Source organism: Parafrankia sp. Ea1.12, from assembly GCF_900465275.1.
GTDB classification, from domain to species: domain Bacteria; phylum Actinomycetota; class Actinomycetes; order Frankiales; family Frankiaceae; genus Parafrankia; species Parafrankia soli.
Window position 1 is genome coordinate 43,235 of the sequence record NZ_UBIZ01000678.1, and the last position, 18,344, is coordinate 61,578.

Genomic DNA, 18,344 nt, shown 5'->3' on the forward strand with positions numbered 1-18,344 from the left:
GCTATCTGCGCCGAGGGCCACGGCCGCAATGTCGGCTCGCACCGAACAGGCTTACGGCTGGGCGCTGGATTGGAATCCGGCCCAGAAGGTGTCCGGGCCGTCCGCCACCTTCCGAAGCCGTTCGGTGGCGCGGGTGAGGGCTGGGATCTTGAGCCCGTCGAGAGCGTCTAGATCAAGATCGGAGAGGTCGGGCAGTGCCGACTCGATCTCGATCGGTCCGTCGCTCATGTCTCGCTCGCTTCCGTCCGTTCCGGCTCGAATCACGTGGATACCGCGCCTGGTCCGGGGGGTCCCCTGCGCCACGACGAAGCCTACGGCTGCCGGCTGGTAGCCCTCGCCAGGCCGTCCGACTTGCGCCGGGCAAGGAGAGCGCCTGCCCGCTCCAGCCAGTGGGCGGGGTGGGCCATCGCCGCACTCGTCCCACCCGCCAGATCGGCGAGCGCGAGCGCGTCGCCCCCTGCCGGCGGGTCGGCGGTGACCTGGCCGGCGACCACGGCCACGGGCAGCCCGACCCTGGCAGCCAGCACCGACACCGCGCCGACGACCTTCCCGGCCAGGGAGGTCTGGTCGAAACGTCCCTCGCCGGTGATCAGCAGGTCCGCGTCTGCGAGGGCCGCCGGCAGCCCGGCCTGGTCGGCGATGGTGGCCGCGCCGGGCACCAGCGCGGCGCGCAACGCCGCCGCGAGCCCGTAGGCGGTGCCGCCGGCCGCGCCGGCGCCGGGCAGCACGGTGAGGCCCGCCGGCGCGCCCGCGTGCTCCATGCGTTCGGCCAGGCGGGCCAGGCCCGCGTCGAGGCGGGCGATCTCCGCGCCCCCGGCGCCCTTCTGCGGTCCGAACACGGCCGCGGCTCCGGTCGGGCCCAGCAGGGGGGCGTCGACGTCCACCAGACAGCGCACACCGTCCGGAGGGAGGGTACGCAGGCCGGTCAGGTCGACGGTGGCCAGCGAGAGGAGGTTCCCGCCGCCGGGGGGCAACGGCCGGCCGGTGGTGTCGAGGAAGCGGGCGCCGAGGGCGGTCAGCAGTCCGGTCCCGCCGTCGGTGGAGGCGGAGCCACCGAGCGCCACGAGGATCCGGCGGCTGCCCGCGTCGAGGGCGGCGGCGATGGTCTCGCCGAGCCCGACGGTGTGGGCACCCAGCGGATCCGGTGCGGCCATCAGGGGAAGCCCGCTTGCCTGGGCAAGCTCGACCAGGGCCGTCCCGTCGGGCAGGGCGAGCCACGAGGCGGTGACTCGCCGGCCGTCCGGTCCGGTGACGTCCACGTTGTTCCTGACGGCCTGCGGGGCGGCCGCGGCGAAGACGTCGAGTGTGCCTTCGCCGCCGTCGGCGATCGGGACGGTGAGCACGACGTCGTCCGGACGGGCCGCGCGCCAGCCGCGCGCCAGCGCCGCCGCGGCCTCGGTCGCCGAGACCGAACCCTTGAAGGAATCGGGGGCGATGACGATTCGCAGCGGACCACCGGAGTCCGCAGAGTCGGACACTGGCGCTTCCGCCGGGCCGGACGCCGGAGCCGCAGCGACAACGGCGGCCACCGGGTCCACGGCCGCGGCCGTGGACTCAGCCTCGGCCAAGGCGGTGCGCGGAGGGTCGGCCGCGCCGGATGGAGAGATCATGGGACTCCGGGAGAGGTTCGCACCAGTGTTCGCCCTGCCGCGGGCGGTCCGTTCCGGCCGCCCTGGTGGCGGGACATACTGCCAGGCGGTGAGCGCGGGGGACGACCGCCGCCAGCCGAGTCGGTCCGCGGACAGGGAGACGATGATGACGCAGGCGAGCACGGCCAACACGGAGAACCGGCGGCATGTGTTCTACTCCTGGGCAGCGCAGGAGACGATGCACCCACTCGTGGTCGCGGGGGCCGAGGGGAGCTGGTTCTGGGACGAGGGCGGCAAGCGGTACCTCGACTTCTCCTCTCAGCTGGTGAACGCCAACATCGGTCACCAGCATCCGGCGGTGGTCGAGGCGGTCGTGGCGCAGGCCCGGGAGCTGACCACGGTCGGGCCACAGCACTCCCACGCGGTGCGCTCGGAGGCGGCGCGGCTGATCGCCGAGCGCGCTCCCGGCGATCTGGACCAGGTGTTCTTCACCACCGGTGGAGCGGAGGCCACGGAGAACGCCGTGCGGCTGGCCCGGCTCGCCACCGGGCGGAACAAGATCCTCGCCGCCTACCGGTCGTACCACGGTTCGACCGGCGGCTCGATCACGCTGACCGGGGAGCCCCGGCGTTGGGCGAGCGAACCGGGCATCCCGGGTGTGGTGCACTTCTTCGGCCCCTATCCGTACCGGTCGTCGTTCCACGCCGCCGACGCGGCGCAGGAGGGGGAACGGGCGCTCGCGCATCTCGCCGAGGTGATCGAGCTGGAGGGGCCGTCGTCGATCGCCGCGGTGATCCTCGAGCCGGTCGTCGGGACGAACGGGATCCTGGTGCCGCCGGACGGGTATCTCGCCGGCGTCCGGGAGCTGTGTGACGCGCACGGGATTCTGCTGATCGCCGACGAGGTTATGTCGGGTTTCGGGCGGTGCGGGGAATGGTTCGCGATCGACCACTGGAATGTGGTGCCTGATCTGATCTGCTTCGCGAAGGGCGTCAACTCGGGTTATGTGCCGCTCGGCGGGGTGATTATCTCCCAGCGGATCGCGGACCTGTTCGCGCGGCGGCCGTATCCCGGCGGGCTGACCTATTCGGGGCATCTGCTCGCGTGCGCGGCGGCGGTGGCGTCCATAAAATCCTTTGAATCCGAGGATGTTCTCGGTCGGGCCCGCGCGCTTGGGTCCGAGGTCATCGGGCCGCAGCTGGCGAAAATCGCCGAGCGGCATCCCAGCGTGGGTGAGGTGCGCGGGCTCGGGGTGTTCTGGGCGGTCGAGCTCGTCCGTGACCGGGTTACCCGGGAACCGTTGGTTCCGTTCAACGCGACGGGTGCCGCGGCCGCGCCGATGGCGGCTGTGACGGCGGCCTGCCGGGAACGCGGCCTGTGGCCGTTCATCCATTTCAACCGGGTGCATGTGGTGCCGCCGTGCACCACCGGTCCCGAGGACGTCTCGCTCGGTCTGTCGATCCTGGACGAGGCCCTGACCGTCGCGGACGGTTACTACACCGGGTGCCCGGTGACCGGTGCCCGGTGACCGGGGCATCGGTCGGCCGAGGACGGAGGCGGAGCCGGCCGGGCTCTGAACGGCGGATGCCCGGCCTGGTCCGCCTCTGTCGGAGGGCGAACCAGACCGGGCACCGGCTGGGAATCAGGACCACCGAGCCGACTCGGAACCAGCGAGTCGGCTCGACCGCCTAGTGGGCGCGCTCGGGCTCGGTGGCGTCCCGGCCGTCGGCGGGGCCGTGCGGCTGCGCGGGAACGGTGTCACCGACCGCGTCCGCGGGCAGCGGCGTGTGGCGGATCTCCTCGATGTCCTCCGCGGATTCGACGGAGACCCGTGGCAGGACCCGGTCGAGGCCCTTCGGCAGCCACCAGTTCGCACGGCCGAACAGGTGCATGAGGGCCGGCACCAGAACCGTGCGGATGACGAACGCGTCCAGCAGGATGGCGAGCGCCAGGCCGAGGCCGAACAGTTTGATGACCCGGTCGTCGCCGAGGATGAACGAGGCGAACACCAGGGTCATGATTGCGCCTGCGGCGGAAATGACGCGGCCCGTCTCGGCCTGGCCCAGGGAGACCGCGATGCGGTTGTCCCGCCGGGCCGTCCACTCCTCGTGCATGCGGCTGACCAGGAACACCTCGTAGTCCATGGAAAGCCCGAACAGGATCGCGAAGAGCATGACCGGAAGGAACGACTCGATCGGCCCGGGGCTGATGCCGAGCAGGTCCGACAGCCAGCCCCACTGGAACACGGCCACCACGGCGCCGAAGGCCGCGCCCACCGCCAGCAGGTTCATCAGCGAGGCCGTCAGCGGAATGAGCAGGCTGCGGAAGACCACGACCAGCAGCAGGAACGCGAGGACCACGACGATCCCGATGAACAGTGGCAGCTTGCTCGACAGCACTCCGGAGAAGTCCTCGAAGACCGCGGTGATGCCGCCGACGTAGACCGGCGAGGCGGCGCCCCCGGTGGCCGCCGGGATGACGTCGTCGCGCAACCGGTCGAGCAGGGTGGCGGTCTCGGCCGCCTGCGGGCTCGTCGTCGGGTAGAGCGTGGCGATCGCGGCGTGGCCGTTCGGGCTCTGGCGCGGCGGGGTCACCGAGGCGACACCCTCCGCCTTGCGGGCCGCCTCGACAGCCTGGTTCATGGTCTGCAGGTCAGCCGGCGAGTTGATCTCGGTGACCAGCATGAACGGCCCGTTGAAGCCGGGGCCGAAGCCGTCGGCGAGCAGGTCGTAGCCGCGCTTGCTGGTCTTGGTGTCGGCGCCGTTCCCGAGGTCGGACGAGCCGAGCCGCAGGGACAGGAACGGGATCGCGATCAGGACGATCACACCGGCGCTGAGCACCGCGAGCACCGCCGGGCGGCGCTCCACACCCTTGGCCCACCGCCACCAGAACCCTGAGGGCTGCTCCGGCTCGGGGCCGTGCTCGGCCATCCGGCGCCGCTGCCGGCGGCTGAGCACCTTCGACCCGTAGAAGCCGAGCAGGGCGGGCAGCAGGGTGACCGAGGCGAGCATCGTCATCGCGACGGTCAGGGCCGCGGCGAGGGCGACCCCGTAGAGGAAGGTCACCCCCAGTGCGAACAGGCCCAGCAGCGCGATGCAGACCGTCATACCGGCGAAGATCACGGCGCGGCCGGAGGTGTTGACCGCGGTGACCGCGGACTCCTCCGGCGTGCGGCCGGCGCGCAGGCCGATGCGGTGGCGGTTCACGATGAACAGCGCGTAGTCGATGCCGACGCCGAGGCCGATCAACGTCGCGAGCATGGTGCTGAACTCGGCGACGGTCGTCAGGTGCGAGACCTGGACGATGAGGGCCATGCCGACGCCGAGCGCCATGATGGCGGTGATCAGGGGCAGGGTCACCGCGAGCAGGGAGCCGAAGGCGAGGAAGAGGATGACCGCGGCGGCGACAACGCCGATGAGCTCGCTCGCGCTCTGCTGCGGCTGCTCGACGATCGCGACGACCTGCCCGGTGAGCTCGACCTGCAGCGCGCCGGAGTCATAGGAGCGGGCCGTGTCGACCAGGCGCTCGATGTCGTCGAGGGGCAGCTCGTTGCCGGGCAGGTCGAGCGCGACGGTCGCGAAGGCGGTGGTGCCGTCGGGGTTGGTCTGGCCCTCGCCGTCGGCGGTGAACGGGCTGACCACCTCGGCGACGTGGGGCAGGTCGGCGATCTTCGCCAACATCTCCGTCGCCCGGGGCTCGACCGCGGGATCGCTCAGCGCACCGGTGCGGGCGTGCAGCACGATGGACGCGCTGTCGCCGGACTGCGCCGGGAAGTCGCGTTCGAGGATGTCGATGGCCTTCTGGGAGTCGGTCCCAGGCAGGGAGAAGGCGTCCTTGTAGTCGCTGCCCGTCACCCGGCCGAGCGCCGTCAGCCCCACGAGGGCGGCGATCCACAGGAACAGGACGAGCCGGCGGTGCTGGAAGCACCAGCGCGCGAGCGTTGCCACGATTTCCCCTCGGAGATGCTGGTTGTGCCGGTCTGTGGCTGGTCTGCCACTCGGCCTACTGATCGGCGGCGGCGTTCGTCGTGGACCTGATCGGGGGGATCTGGCCGCCCGCCAACTTACCGATCGTTCAGTAGGTAGGAGTCAGAGTAACATTCGCGGCTGACTCGTCCTCTGGGGGTGCAGAGCTGGTGGTCGCTGGGCACGTGCGTCCGCAGGGGGTGGACACTCGAGCGCGGATCCTGTCGGCCGCTGTGGAGCTCTTCGCGGAACGAGGGTATGCGGGCACCTCGGTCCGCGACATCTCTGAGCGACTCGGAGTGACGAAGGCCGCGCTTTACTACCACTTCTCGTCCAAGGAAACGATCCTTGACGCGCTGATCTCCCCGTTCGTCTCCAGGTTGGAGCAACTGGTCGAGCTCGCCCGCCAGGATCCGGCACCGCCGCCGCGGGCGATCCTCGAGGGCATGGTCGCCCTGCTGGTGGAGACCGGGGGAGTGCTCTGCGCCTTCGCGAACGATCCGTCGGTGCTGCACCGGCGAATCGGAAAGGACGACATCACCTCCCAGCAGGAGGTGATCGTCCGGGCGATCGCCGGGCCGGATCCCACCCCGGCTCGGATGCTGCGGGCCCGCTGCGCGCTCGGGTGCATCCAGAGCGGTGTCCTCGGCACCGCCGTCGAGCGGGTCCGGGGCGCCGCGGGCGGGCCCGAGGCCGCCGGTGCCGGGCGTGCCACCAGCGTCACCACCACCGGCGTGGGGATCGCGCGTGGCATCCGGGCCCTGAGCAGCTTTACTGGATGCGGCGGCGCGGCTGTTCCGGACGGCGCGGCGGACCCGGCATCGCAGCCGGGCACTCCCGCGGCGGACGGCATCCAGACAGTCGGCGACGCCCGCTCGGTGCGCACCGCGACTGACACCCGTGCACGAGACAGGGGTGTCCGCGCTCCGGGCGGCGTCGGTGCGCTGTCCCCACTCGCGCCGCTGCTGCCGACAGAACTTCAGCGTGTGATCGTGGAGGCTGCTCTTGCCGCGCTCGGATCCGAGCAGCCCGTGGACCCGCCCGCGCGGTGACGGGAGGCGGGACGACGTGCCCTCCGGGCGCGTCGTCCCCCCGCGTCACAACCCCGGCGGGCCGTCGGCCGGCGGAAGATCGGCCGGCGGGACGTCGGCTGGCCGGATGTCGGCCGGACGACAGGCGGCCGGCGTGCTGGTGGTGGTCGCCCTGGCGGCCTCCGTGGCGGTGTGCGCCGGGCTCACGGGTGCCGGGAGCGTGCCGGTGCCCGAGCCCCCCGGGGTGGCTGCCCGGAACGCGGCGGGCGCGGGAGCACCGGAGGCGGTCACCGAGACCGTCACCGTGCGGGTTCGCGACCGGACGGTCACGGCAGAAGTCGCCGACAGTGACGACGAGCGGCGCCGTGGCCTGATGTATCGAACCTGGCTTCCGCCCGACCACGGCATGATCTTTGATTTTGGCGGTGAGACGACGTCCGGCTTCTACATGTTCCGGACGTTGCTGCCTCTTTCGATCATGTTTGTCCGAGACGGTAGGGTTGTCAGCGTGCGGGAGATGACGCCGTGTTCGGGCGACGATCCGTCGGCCTGCCCGGTCTACTACCCGGGCGGGGCATACACACACGCAGTGGAGGCACCGGCACACACCTTCGCCGGAGTCGCCATCGGTGATCCGGTGGCGATCGGTTCGGACTGACGGCAGGGTGTAGCCGATGGTCGGCAGATGTGGTGGCTCCCGCGGGCGTGAGCTACGTCTCGATGTCCGGTAGATGTCAATGCTGTGTCATTCCACGCCGAAAACCAGGGTGGAATTGACTGGTGGCTTCGGTGAGGTGAATCCGCATCTGGTCTGCCGCTGGTCTCAGGAATGTGTGGTAAGGGAGCAAGGTCCGATGTCGTCCATCTGACGATGGACGACCCGGCCTCGGGACGATGAAATGGTGGAGCCGCTCGAAGCGAGCCGGCGGTGGGCGGGAGCGCAGGTCTGATCCCGTCACACGTGGAACGCCGATGGTGGAGGGCGACATAAACGGAAGCAGTAGGTGACGTGAAACCTGTGCCGGAACGGGACCACGGGGGGGACCGTGTGACCCGAGGTGGTGGGCCGTGAACACCCGGCCCCGCGCAGCTGCCCGCGAGGGGGGCCTGACCGTCGTGTCCAGCGGTGCGCGATCCGCCTCGCCGGGGGGATGGCCGCCACGGACAGCCGTGGTGACCGGAGCCAGCTCCGGCATCGGCCGGGAGGCGGCGCTCCTGCTCGCCGACCAGAACTGCCGATCGCTCCTGGTCGGGCGGAACGGCCCGGCCCTGGACGAGGTGGCGGCCGCTACGCAGGGCCATCGGATCGCCGTGGACCTCGCACGTCCCGGCTCCGAGGTCACGGTGGCCTCCCGCGCCGCGGAGCTGCTCGGCGACGTGGACCTGGTGATCTGCTCGGCGGGCCTGGGGGCCGCGGGGCCGTTCGACGTGATGCCCCCGTCCGCCATCAATGATCTCGTCGCCGTGAACATCCTGGCCCCGATGATGCTGGTCCGGGCGATGCTGCCGGCGATGCTCGACCGCGGGGAGGGGCGAATCCTCCTGGTCGGCAGTGTCGCCGGTGCGCTCGGCGTGCGGGGTGAGGTCGTGTACTCGGCGACGAAGGCGGCGATGATCGGCTTCGCTGATGCGCTTCGCTCCGAAGTATCCGGACGTGGCATCAGCGTGACGTTGTGTTTACCGGGAGTGGTCGACACCCCCTTCTTCCACCGGCGTGGCGCACCGTATGTGCGCCGGTGGCCGCGTCCCATCCCGGCCGGTCTGGTGGCGCAGCGCATGATCGCTGCCGCCGGTCGGGGAGACGCCGAAGTATGGGTGCCACGGTGGTTGTCCGCGGCCGCGCGCGTGCACGGCGCGGCTCCTTCTCTGTACCGCCGCCTGGCCGGTGTCTTCGGATGAGCCCGAGGCCGGCCCGGGAGGTGAGTGAGCAGGTCGACTACTGAGTCGCCGCCGGTGGCACCCCCACCGGCGGCGAGGCGGCAGCCGCGGCGCGGCCCGTCGCCGCCGTCTCACCGGCGGTGGGGGCGGGTCCGCCCGCGGACCGGGAGGTGTGCCCGTTGCCCCGGGCACCCGACTCCGGGAATGCCGCCCGCCGCGCCCCTGACCATGGCGTGCTCTGCCCGGGTGGACCACCGCTCGGGTTCGCGCTCCGCCTGACCGACACGCTGACCAGGTCGCCGTCGAACACAACCTGGGAGGTCCCCGGAGGTGCCTGTCGAGTGGCTCGTCGCGTCGTCACCTGATCGAGTGGGTGCGTCGGCGGCGGGGAGCCGGCGGCGGGATCCGGAGCGGAGCCGGGATGGGCCACCGAACCGGGTGACCCGGTCACGCTACCGAGACCGGACTCCGTCACAACGACCGGGCTCCGCCATCGGGACCGGGCCTTCTCCGGCCCTCGCGGCGGCAACCCGGCCGGTGCCCATCCGGCCGGTGCCCGCCCGGTCACCGGAGGCGGCTGGCGGCGACACGGCGCGTACCGGCGGCAGCACGCGCCATGACCGGCACGTGCCACCACCGCACGGACGACGCACACGACGCACACCGCACCGCGCACCCGGAGCGCAGACCGCCACGTTAAGGAGAGGCGTATGACCGCAATCGACGCCCGAACCGGCCCACCGCGACCGTCTGCCCACCCCGGCACGACCGACCTCACCACGCCCACCGAGCAGGTGTTGCTGGCCGCGCCCGCCGAGAACTTCCCGGTCGCCTCACGGCTGCTGCCCGCCGCGACCCGGGATCACCTCAACGCGCTGTACGTCTTCGGACGTCTCGTTGACGACATCGGTGACGAGGCCCCCGGCGACCGTCTGGCGCTGCTCGACGAGCTTGCCGCCGACCTTGAGCTGATCTGGTCGGGCGGCGAGCCGAAGCTGCCCGTCCACCGTCGGCTCGCGCACACCGTGCGGGCCTGCGACCTGCCGGCCGAGCCGTTCCGGCGGCTCGTGCAGGCCAACCGGCAGGACCAGATCGTCACCAGGTACGACACCTACGAGGACCTCGTGCAGTACTGCACCCTCTCGGCGGATCCGATCGGCCGCATGGTGCTCGGGGTGTTCGGTCTGGCGACTCCGGCGCGGATCGCGCTGTCCGACCGCATCTGCACCGCGCTGCAGCTCGCGGAGCACTTCCAGGACGTCGCCGAGGACCTCGCGGCCGGCCGGATCTACGTGCCGCTGGAGGACCTGGAGGCGTTCGGGGTGACCGAGGCCGACCTGGCCGCGCCGGTCGCCTCGCCCGCGGTGCGGCACCTGATGGCCTTCGAAGTGGCCCGGGCCCGGACCTTGCTGGACCAGGGGGCACCGCTGGTGAACCTGGTCGGTGGCCGGCTGCGACTGGCGATGGCCGGATTCGTGGGGGGCGGCCGGGCCGCGCTCGACGCGATCCGCCGCGCCGACTACGACATGCTCGGCGGCGCGCCCAAGGCCCCCAAGCCCCGGATGGCGGCCTTCGCCGCGGCCGCGTGGGCCCGGTCGCTGGTGCCCGGGCAGGCCGCGGCCGCCCGTGCCGCCGGCACCGCCGTCACCGCTTCAAGCACCACCGCTCCCAGCACCACTGCTCCCAGCACCACCGCTCCCGGTGCCGCCGCTGCTGGCGGCACCGGTTCCAGCGGCCCTGTTCCCAGCGGCACCATTCCCACCACCACCCCCGGCGGGGGCGCCGCGGTGGCGAGTGCCGTCCCGGCTCCGGCGCCCGCCGGATCCGACGTCGACGTCCCGGAGGGTGCCAGATGAGCGCGGGTGTCCCGGGCAGCTCCACCGTCGCCGAGGCCTACGCCTCCTGCGAGGCGTTGACGCGGGAGGCCGCGCGGAACTTCAGCTACGGCATCCGCCTGCTGCCGGCCGAGAAGCGGGGCGCGCTGTCCGCGGTGTACGCCCTGGCGCGTCGCCTCGACGACATCGGCGACGGCGACCTGCCGGATGAGGAGAAGCTCGCCGGCCTGGAGAAGGTCCGCGCCGACGTCCGCGCGCTGGACATCAACAGCTCCGACCCGGTGATGGTGGCGCTCGCGGACACCGCCCGCCGCTTCCCCGTCCCGATGGAAGCCTTCATCGAGCTCGCCGACGGGGTCGAGAGCGACGTTCACGGGGTCCCCTACGAGACGTTCGACGACATGGTCGGGTACTGCCGGCTGGTGGCGGGCACCATCGGCCGGCTCTCGCTGGGCATCTTCGGCGTGGACGGGTCGGCCGGCGACGCCCGCTCGGCCGAGATCGCCGACGCGCTCGGCGTGGCGCTCCAGCAGACCAACATCCTGCGCGACGTCCGCGAAGATCTCCTCAACGGCCGCATCTACCTGCCCTCGACGGAGTTGGAGAAGGCCGGCGTCACCCTGGTGGTGAGCCCGGCCGGGCGCCTCGGTGGGCCGGAGGACGCACTGGTGGACTACCTGCGCGACTGCGCCGCGCGCGCCGACGAGTGGTACACGCGGGGCCTGGCGCTGCTCGGCCTGCTCGACCGGCGCAGCGCCGCCTGCTGCGGTGCCATGGCCGGGATCTACCTGCGCCTGAACCGGCGCATCCGGCAGGACCCCACCGCGGTCCTGGAACGCCGGCTGTCACTGCCGGGCTGGGAGAAGGCGGTCGTGGCCGCCCGCAGCCTCGCCGGCAGATCGGAGGCGAGAGCGGCATGAGCGCCGGGGGGGACACACGGCCGGGTCACCGGCCGGGAGATCGGGCCGGGACCGGTGCGGCGGCGCGGGGACGGCGGGTGGTCGTCATCGGCGGCGGCCTCGCCGGTATCGCCGCCGCGCTGGTCGCGGCGGACGAGGGCGCCGAGGCGGTGCTGCTGGAGGCCCGGCCGCGTCTGGGCGGGGCGACGACCTCGTTCCAGCGCAAGTTCCAGGACGGCACGCTGTGGATCGACACCGGTCAGCACGTGTTCATGCGGTGCTGCACCGCCTACCGCGGGCTGCTGGCCCGGCTGGGGGTGACGCAGCTCACCACGCTGCAGCCGCGGCTGGACGTCGAGGTGCTGATCGCCGGCTCGCTGACCCGGACCAGGCTGCGCCGGACCAGGGTGCCGTTGCCGGCTCCGCTGCACCTCGCCCCGGCCCTGCTGGGGTATCGGGCGATCCCGCCCGCCGACCGGATCCGCGCGGCGCTGGCGGCCTTCCGTATCGGCCGCCTCGACCAGCGCGACCCCTCGGTGGACGGCGACTCCTTCGGCGGCTGGCTCGGCCGGCACGGCCAGAGCGCCGCGGCCACCGAGGCCCTCTGGGAGCTGCTGACCGTCGCGACCCTCAACGCGCCGGCGTCCGAGGCTTCACTCGGCCTGGCCGCCAAGGTGGTCCGCACCGGCCTGCTCGACGGGGCCGATGCGGGTGACCTGGGCTGGCCCGAGGCCCCGTTGCAGCAACTGCACGGCGACGCGGCGGTGCGGGCACTGGAGACGGTGGGCGGCACGGTCCGCACGGCGACCAAGGCCCGGGCCATCACCCGGTCGGCAGCCGGCTGGGAGGTCACTCTGGACGGCGGCGAGGTCCTGGTCGCGGACGGGGTGGTGCTGGCGGTTCCGCCGCCGGCCGCCGCCGGCCTGCTGCCCGAGGGCTCCGGCGTCGACCCGGCGAAGCTGCGCGAGCTCGGCGTCTCGCCCATCATCAACGTACACATGATCTTCGATCGGCCGGTGCTCGACGGTCCGATGCTCGCGGTCGTCGGCTCGCCCATCCAGTGGATCTTCGACCGGACGGTCTCCTCCGGCCTGGCCGAGGTGGGCCCGCCCGGGGCGCAGTACCTTGCGCTGTCGCAGTCGGCGGCGGAGGAATGGGTCGACCAGCCCGCGAACGACCTGCGAAAGCTGTTCGTCGAGGAGATGCGTCGGTTGTTCCCGGCCGCCCGGGCCGCCGAGCTGCTCGAGGTGTTCGTGACCAGGGAGCGCACCGCGACCTTCCGGCAGGCGCCCGGTTCGCTCGGGTTGCGCCCGGGTCAGGCGACCAGCCTGCCCGGGTTCGCGCTGGCCGGCACGTGGACGGACACCGGGTGGCCGGCGACCATGGAAGGCGCTGTGCGTAGCGGGATCGCTGCGGCCCGTGAGACGCTCGCCGGCATGGGGGTAGCTGGAAGCGCACTGTCTGTGGTCGGTCACGGTCCGCCCGGGCAACGCGGCGAGTCGCGCGGCGAGGCACCGACCCGTTCTGGGGACATCGAAGGTCTCACCCCGGCCTCCGCCGTCGCGACGGAGGCAGGCACCGTGGACGTGCGGACGGTCAGCGCCGCGGCGACAGCGGCTGAACCGGCGGCGCCACACACAGCGACGCCACACACAGCGACGGCCCAGACAGAGACGTCTAAGTCCACGGGGGGATTCCCGGTATGACCACAACGGTTCCGGAAGCGATCGAGCGCGGGCGCGCCCTGGCGGTGCCCGCGCTGCGCGCCACGGTGGACCGGCTCCACCCCCGGCTGCGCCACGTCGTCGCCTACCACCGCGGCTGGGTGGACGCGGCCGGTGAGCCGGTGCCCGGCAACGGCGGCAAGCTCGTCCGGCCCGCGCTCGCCCTGCTCTCCGCCGAGGCGGCCGGCGCCCCGGCCGAGGTCGGCCTGCCGGCCGCGGTCGCGGTCGAGCTGGTGCACGACTTCTCGCTGCTGCACGACGACCTGATGGACGGCGACCGCGAGCGCCGCCACCGGGCCACCGCCTGGACGGTCTTCGGCGCCGACGGAGCCATCCTCGCCGGCGACGCGCTGCTCGGCCTCGCCACCCAGGTCCTGCTCGAGGTCGAGGGAGAGCCCGGCCGCCGCGCCGCGGTGATCCTCGGCGCCGGCGTCCAGGACCTGGTCCGCGGGCAGGCCGAGGACCTCCTCTTCGAGAGCCGCTCGGACGTCTCGGTGGCCGAGACGCTGCACATGGAGGACGGCAAGACCGGTGCCCTGCTGGCCTGCTCGGCCTCCCTCGGCGCGGTCCTCGCCGGCGCGCCCGACGAGGTGGTCGACGGCCTCGCCGAGTACGGCTCGCGGCTGGGCACCGCCTTCCAGCTCATCGACGACCTGCTCGGCATCTGGGGCGACCCGGCGGTGACCGGCAAGCCGGTGCTCAACGACCTGCGCTCGCGGAAGAAGTCGGTGCCGGTGGTCGTCGCGCTCGAGGCGGGCGGAGACGACGCCGACGAGCTGCGGGCCTTCCTCACCGAGGAGGGTGAGGCCTCCGAGGACGACCTGCACCGCATCGCGGCCCTGGTCGAGCGGGCCGGTGGCCGCGACTGGACCACGGCCGAGGCGGACCGCCAGCTCAAGGCGTGTGAGAACGCGCTGCGTTCGATCTCGATCCCGGCGTCGGCCGAGGCGGAGCTGCTGGCGATGGCGCGGTTCGTGACCGAACGAGATCGCTGAGGGGGAGCGAGGTGGCAGTACCCGCCCGCCGGTCGCCCGGCGGTCATCCGCACGACCAGTACATATACGACGAGGGGAGTCGTCGATGAGCCTGACCTCGGACCAGTCCTCGGCTGCCCCGACGGCCGCGGCGCAGAGCCCGAAGATCCCGAACCCGTCGGTGGCACGGCCGTCGGTGGACGCCGGGTCCTTCGAGACCGCCGGCGCAGTGCGAACCGACTCGCTGTCGATCGACTCGGTGTCGACCGGCACGGTGTCGACCGGCACGCCGGTCGACCCGGTGGTGGGCGCGATGCGCCGTGGCCGCGACCATCTGCTCTCCCTGCAGGCTGAGGAGGGCTGGTGGAAGGGCGAGCTGGAGACCAACGTCACCATGGACGCCGAGGACCTCATGCTTCGGCAGTTCCTCGGCATCCTGACCCCGTCGACGGCCACTGAGACCGGACGCTGGATCCGTTCCCAACAGCTCTCCGACGGCGGCTGGGCCACCTTCTACGGCGGCCCGTCCGACCTTTCGACCACCATCGAGGCCTACGTCGCGCTGCGGCTCGCCGGGGACGACCCGGACGCCCCGCACATGCGCTCCGCCGCCGAGTGGGTGCGCTCCGCGGGCGGCATCGCCGCGTCCCGGGTGTTCACCCGGATCTGGCTGGCGCTGTTCGGCGAGTGGTCCTGGGACGACGTCCCGGTGCTGCCGGCGGAGATGACCTTCCTTCCGCCGTGGTTCCCGCTGAACATCTACGACTTCGCCTGCTGGGCTCGCCAGACCGTGGTGGCGCTGACGATCGTCGGTTCGCTGCGGCCGGTGCGTTCGTTCGGGTTCACCCTGGACGAGCTGCGAGTCCCGGCGCCCAAGGCGGCCAGGGCGCCGCTGCGGAGCTGGGCCGGTGCGTTCGAGCGGCTCGACTCCGTGCTGCACCGCTACGAGAAGCGGCCCTTCCAGCCGCTGCGCCGGCTCGCGCTGCGCCGCGCCGCCGAATGGGTGATCGCCCGCCAGGAGGCGGACGGCTGCTGGGGTGGCATCCAGCCGCCGATGGTCTACTCGATCATGGCCCTGCACCTCATGGGCTACCCCCTGAACCACCCGGTGATCTCGATGGCGTTCCGCGCCCTCGACCGGTTCACGATCCGTGAGGAGACACCGGAGGGCACGGTGCGCCGTATCGAGGCGTGCCAGTCGCCGGTCTGGGACACGGCGCTGGCCGTCGTCGCGCTCGCGGACGCCGGTCTGGGCGGTGACCACCCGGCTATGGTCCGGGCCGGTCGCTGGCTCGCCGACGAGGAGGTGCGCGTCGCCGGTGACTGGGCGGTGCGCCGTCCCACCCTCGCGCCGGGCGGCTGGGCGTTCGAGTTCGACAACGACTTCTACCCGGACGTCGACGACACCGCCGAGGTGGTCATCGCCATCCGCCGCCTGCTCGGCGACGGTCACGGCCCGGTGGACCACTCCGACGGCTCCGGCCCCGGCTCGGCCGCGGCCACCGCGGCCTCCGCCGCGGCGGAGGCCGCGGTGGCCGCGGCCGGCACGATCGCCGCCGCGGACCCGGAGCTCGCCGCCCGGCTGCGCGCCGCCGCGGAGCGGGGCGTCGACTGGTCGGTGGGCATGCGCTCGTCGAACGGTGCCTGGGCGGCGTTCGACGCCGACAACGTGCGCACCCTGGTCACGAAGATCCCGTTCTGCGACTTCGGTGAGGTGGTCGACCCACCGTCGGCGGACGTCACCGCGCACATGGTCGAGATGCTCGCCCTGCTGGGTCGCTCCGACCACCCGATCACCCAGCGCGGGGTCCGCTGGCTGCTGGACAACCAGGAGGCCGGCGGGTCGTGGTTCGGCCGCTGGGGCGTGAACCACGTCTACGGCACCGGCGCGGTCGTGCCCGCGCTGATCTCCGCGGGTGTCAGCGCGGAGCACCCGGCGATCGTCTCCTCGATGCACTGGCTCGTCGAGCACCAGACGCCGGAGGGCGGCTGGGGCGAGGACCTGCGCTCCTACCGCGACGACGAGTGGATCGGGCGCGGCGAGCCGACGGCCTCGCAGACCGCCTGGGCGCTGCTGGCGCTGCTGGCCGCCGAACCGGCGTCCGGGACCGCCGAGTGGGAGGCGGTCGAACGCGGCGTGCGCTGGCTCTGCGACACCCAGCGCCCCGACGGCACCTGGGACGAGCCGCAGTTCACCGGCACGGGCTTCCCCTGGGACTTCTCCATCAACTATCACCTGTACCGGCTGGTCTTTCCCGTGACGGCACTCGGTCGGTACGTGACCCTCACCGGCAGGTCGACGTCATGAGCATCCCGGCAGCAGACAACGGGGGCGACGCCGACCACGGCGGTTCGCCCACCGTTACCCCGCGCGACGCCACGGCGCCGAGCCTCGGATCGCCGGGCTTCGGCCCGGCCGCCGTGCGGCCCGCGTCGCCCGTCGCGCCCGCGTCGCCGGTCGTGCCTGTGGTACCGGCGGCACCGGTGGTGCCCGCGGGTGCCGCGGTGCCCGCGGCCGCGGTGCCGAGGGCGGCCATCCCCGAGCAGGCCGGCGCGGTGCCGCCGGCCGGCGGGCCGTCGCGGGCCGGTTCGGCGCTGCCGTCGGTCGGGTCGCGGCGGGGGGCGGCTTCGGCCGCGAGCCCGCTGGTGACCCGGGCGGTGCCCGCGGCGGTGAGCCCGGCCCCGAACGGGGCCGCGGCCGCGGCCCGGGTACGCACGGTGAGCGCGAAGGGGTCGCCGGTCCAGCCGGCACCCCGCACCCCGCGTCTCGTCGTCGCCGCCCCGCTGCGTCTCGAGGGATTCGCGATCGGCCGGGCCGACCTGCCGCCCGGCACCGTGATCGTGCGGACCGGGATGGGCCCGGACAAGGCGCATCGCGCGAACCGCGTGGTCCGCGATGCCCGGCCGGACGCGGTGGCCGTCGTCGGTCTCGCCGGTGGGCTCACCGTCGAGACGAAGCCCGGCGACGTGGTCGTCGCGAGCGAGGTGCGCCTCGCCGACGGCACAGTGACGGGGACCTGCCCGACCGCCCCGCTGCTGGCCGGCGAACTGCGCCGTGCCGGCCTCCGGGTGCACGTCGGACCGGTCGTGTCGGTAGCCCAGGTGGCGGTCGGATCGGCCCGCGCCGAGCTGGCCGCGACCGGTGCCATCGCCGTGGACATGGAGTCCGCCGCCCTCGCCCCCGGTGCTGGCACCCGCCCGTTCGCGGTGATCCGGGTGATCGTGGACACCCCCGACCAGCCGCTGGGCCGGATTGACCTGGTCCGGCGCGGGGTGGCCGGGCTGCGCACGATCAACCAGCTCGGCCCGGCGATCCGCGCGTGGGTGGAGGCGGTCAGCAGCCGTCGGCTGCTCCTCGCCGAGCCGCGCGCCTTCTGCGCCGGGGTCGAGCGCGCCATCGAGGTGGTCGAACGGGCGCTGGAGATCCACGGCGCACCGGTCTACGTCCGCAAGCAGATCGTGCACAACACCCACGTCGTGGCCGACCTGGCCAGCCGCGGCGCGGTCTTCGTCGAGGAGTTGGACGAGGTCCCGCCCGGCGCGACCGTGGTCTTCTCCGCGCACGGGGTCGCCCCCGCGATCTGGGACGAGGCGGGCGAGCGCGACCTGGCGGTCATCGACGCCACCTGCCCGCTGGTGGAGAAGGTGCATGCCGAGGCGCGGCGGTTCACCGCGCGCGGCGACACCGTCCTGCTCATCGGGCACTCCGGCCACGAGGAGGTGGACGGGACGCTCGGCGAGGCACCGGGGCGGATCCAACTGGTCGAGTCCGCCGCCGCGGTCGAGGACCTCGAGGTCGCCGACCCGGAGCGGGTCACCTACCTCATGCAGACCACGCTCGCCGTGGACGAGGCCGAGGAGGTCGTCGACGCGCTGCGCGACCGCTTCCCGGCCGTCGTCGGCCCCGGCTCGGCCGACATCTGCTACGCGACGTCCAACCGGCAGAACGCGGTTCGCCGGGTGGCCGCCGAGGCGGAGCTCGTCCTGGTCGTCGGGTCGGAGAACAGCTCGAACTCGCGCCGGCTGGTCGAGGTCAGCGAGCGGGACGGCGTCGCCGCGCACCTCGTCGAGAGCGTCGAGGACGTCCAGCTCGACTGGCTCAAGGGGGTGCGGACCGTCGCCATCTCCGCCGGGGCCTCCGCGCCGCCGCTGCTCGTCGAGGAGCTGACGGCGGCACTGTCGGGGCTGGGGTCGGCGTCGGTGTCGGTCCGTTCCGTGGGCTCGGAGTCGATCTCCTTCCACCTGCCGAAGGAGGTCCGTCGACCGCTCTCCGAACGGAGATGACGCGCGGTCAGGCAGGCACGCGTCAGTTCCAGCGCCGACGGCCCGGGTTCATCGGAACCCGGGCCGCCGGCGTTGTCGGCCGGTTCCTGACATCGGGCGCGCCGTGCGGTCAATTCCTGACACCGCCACGGGGCGGACGGCCCGTTCGGGTATGTGCTCGGCCGC

Annotated in this window: 13 protein-coding genes; 10 read left to right on the plus strand and 3 right to left on the minus strand. The window is 73.0% G+C overall.

Annotation, left to right across the window (positions count from 1 at the left end):
* Nucleotides 1–51: 51 nt before the first annotated feature.
* Together fxsA and FMEAI12_RS35075 are read right to left on the minus strand one after the other, a co-directional pair.
* Nucleotides 52–228: an FxSxx-COOH cyclophane-containing RiPP peptide gene (gene fxsA, locus FMEAI12_RS35070; RefSeq protein ID WP_112109327.1), complete on the minus strand. Its 177-nt coding sequence runs from the start codon at nt 226–228 to the stop codon at nt 52–54.
* 83 nt (nt 229–311) lie between these two features.
* The gene (locus FMEAI12_RS35075) at nt 312–1,478 is read right to left on the minus strand and encodes a glycerate kinase (RefSeq protein ID WP_235015092.1); all 1,167 of its coding nucleotides are present in this window, start codon (nt 1,476–1,478) and stop codon (nt 312–314) included.
* 130 nt (nt 1,479–1,608) lie between these two features.
* Here FMEAI12_RS35075 and FMEAI12_RS35080 point away from each other — a divergent pair, with 130 nt between their 5' ends.
* Complete coding sequence (locus FMEAI12_RS35080) at nt 1,609–3,117, plus strand: aspartate aminotransferase family protein (RefSeq protein ID WP_255565779.1); 1,509 nt, start codon at nt 1,609–1,611, stop codon at nt 3,115–3,117.
* 160 nt (nt 3,118–3,277) lie between these two features.
* Here FMEAI12_RS35080 and FMEAI12_RS35085 read toward each other — a convergent pair whose 3' ends face one another.
* A complete protein-coding gene (locus FMEAI12_RS35085; protein ID WP_112109329.1) occupies nt 3,278–5,536 on the minus strand; it encodes an MMPL family transporter in 2,259 nt (752 codons plus the stop codon).
* A gap of 218 nt (nt 5,537–5,754) precedes the next feature.
* Between FMEAI12_RS35085 and FMEAI12_RS35090 the strand changes: the two genes are divergently transcribed.
* From FMEAI12_RS35090 to ispH, 9 genes are all read left to right on the plus strand, one after another.
* Nucleotides 5,755–6,606, plus strand: coding sequence for a TetR/AcrR family transcriptional regulator (locus FMEAI12_RS35090; protein ID WP_255565781.1), 852 nt, complete (start codon nt 5,755–5,757; stop codon nt 6,604–6,606).
* Between the two features lie 106 nt (nt 6,607–6,712).
* Nucleotides 6,713–7,243 carry a DUF192 domain-containing protein gene (locus FMEAI12_RS35095; RefSeq protein ID WP_235015094.1) on the plus strand — a complete coding sequence of 177 codons (531 nt, stop codon included), beginning with the start codon at nt 6,713–6,715 and terminating at the stop codon, nt 7,241–7,243.
* A gap of 512 nt (nt 7,244–7,755) precedes the next feature.
* Nucleotides 7,756–8,484, plus strand: a complete 729-nt coding sequence (locus FMEAI12_RS35100) for an SDR family oxidoreductase (RefSeq protein ID WP_083390780.1) — start codon at nt 7,756–7,758, stop codon at nt 8,482–8,484.
* A 689-nt stretch (nt 8,485–9,173) separates the two neighbouring features.
* Nucleotides 9,174–10,319 carry a squalene synthase HpnC gene (gene hpnC, locus FMEAI12_RS35105; protein WP_112109331.1) on the plus strand — a complete coding sequence of 382 codons (1,146 nt, stop codon included), beginning with the start codon at nt 9,174–9,176 and terminating at the stop codon, nt 10,317–10,319.
* Nucleotides 10,316–11,218: a presqualene diphosphate synthase HpnD gene (gene hpnD, locus FMEAI12_RS35110; protein ID WP_112109332.1), complete on the plus strand. Its 903-nt coding sequence runs from the start codon at nt 10,316–10,318 to the stop codon at nt 11,216–11,218. Before hpnC ends, hpnD begins: the two co-directional genes overlap by 4 nt.
* Entirely contained in the window at nt 11,215–12,903 is a 1,689-nt protein-coding gene (gene hpnE, locus FMEAI12_RS35115; protein WP_112109333.1) for a hydroxysqualene dehydroxylase HpnE, read from the plus strand. Before hpnD ends, hpnE begins: the two co-directional genes overlap by 4 nt.
* The gene (locus FMEAI12_RS35120; RefSeq protein WP_020463166.1) at nt 12,900–13,916 is read left to right on the plus strand and encodes a polyprenyl synthetase family protein; all 1,017 of its coding nucleotides are present in this window, start codon (nt 12,900–12,902) and stop codon (nt 13,914–13,916) included. The genes hpnE and FMEAI12_RS35120 overlap by 4 nt, the downstream gene beginning before the upstream one ends.
* Nucleotides 13,917–14,001: 85 nt before the next feature.
* Nucleotides 14,002–16,203: a prenyltransferase/squalene oxidase repeat-containing protein gene (locus FMEAI12_RS35125; RefSeq protein ID WP_112109334.1), complete on the plus strand. Its 2,202-nt coding sequence runs from the start codon at nt 14,002–14,004 to the stop codon at nt 16,201–16,203.
* Nucleotides 16,200–18,179, plus strand: a complete 1,980-nt coding sequence (ispH, locus tag FMEAI12_RS35130) for a 4-hydroxy-3-methylbut-2-enyl diphosphate reductase (protein ID WP_112109335.1) — start codon at nt 16,200–16,202, stop codon at nt 18,177–18,179. The genes FMEAI12_RS35125 and ispH overlap by 4 nt, the downstream gene beginning before the upstream one ends.
* Nucleotides 18,180–18,344: the final 165 nt, after the last annotated feature.

Bases quoted from the DNA above. Each gene is read 5' to 3' on its own strand.
- hpnE (WP_112109333.1), top strand. From the start codon at position 11,215: ATGAGCGCCGGGGGGGACACACGGCCGGGTCACCGGCCGGGAGATCGG.
- hpnD (WP_112109332.1), top strand. From the start codon at position 10,316: ATGAGCGCGGGTGTCCCGGGCAGCTCCACCGTCGCCGAGGCCTACGCC.
- ispH (WP_112109335.1), top strand. From the start codon at position 16,200: ATGAGCATCCCGGCAGCAGACAACGGGGGCGACGCCGACCACGGCGGT.
- hpnC (WP_112109331.1), top strand. From the start codon at position 9,174: ATGACCGCAATCGACGCCCGAACCGGCCCACCGCGACCGTCTGCCCAC.
- fxsA (WP_112109327.1), bottom strand. From the start codon at position 228: ATGAGCGACGGACCGATCGAGATCGAGTCGGCACTGCCCGACCTCTCC.
- FMEAI12_RS35095 (WP_235015094.1), top strand. From the start codon at position 6,713: ATGTCGGCCGGACGACAGGCGGCCGGCGTGCTGGTGGTGGTCGCCCTG.
- FMEAI12_RS35080 (WP_255565779.1), top strand. From the start codon at position 1,609: ATGGGACTCCGGGAGAGGTTCGCACCAGTGTTCGCCCTGCCGCGGGCG.
- FMEAI12_RS35120 (WP_020463166.1), top strand. From the start codon at position 12,900: ATGACCACAACGGTTCCGGAAGCGATCGAGCGCGGGCGCGCCCTGGCG.
- FMEAI12_RS35125 (WP_112109334.1), top strand. From the start codon at position 14,002: ATGAGCCTGACCTCGGACCAGTCCTCGGCTGCCCCGACGGCCGCGGCG.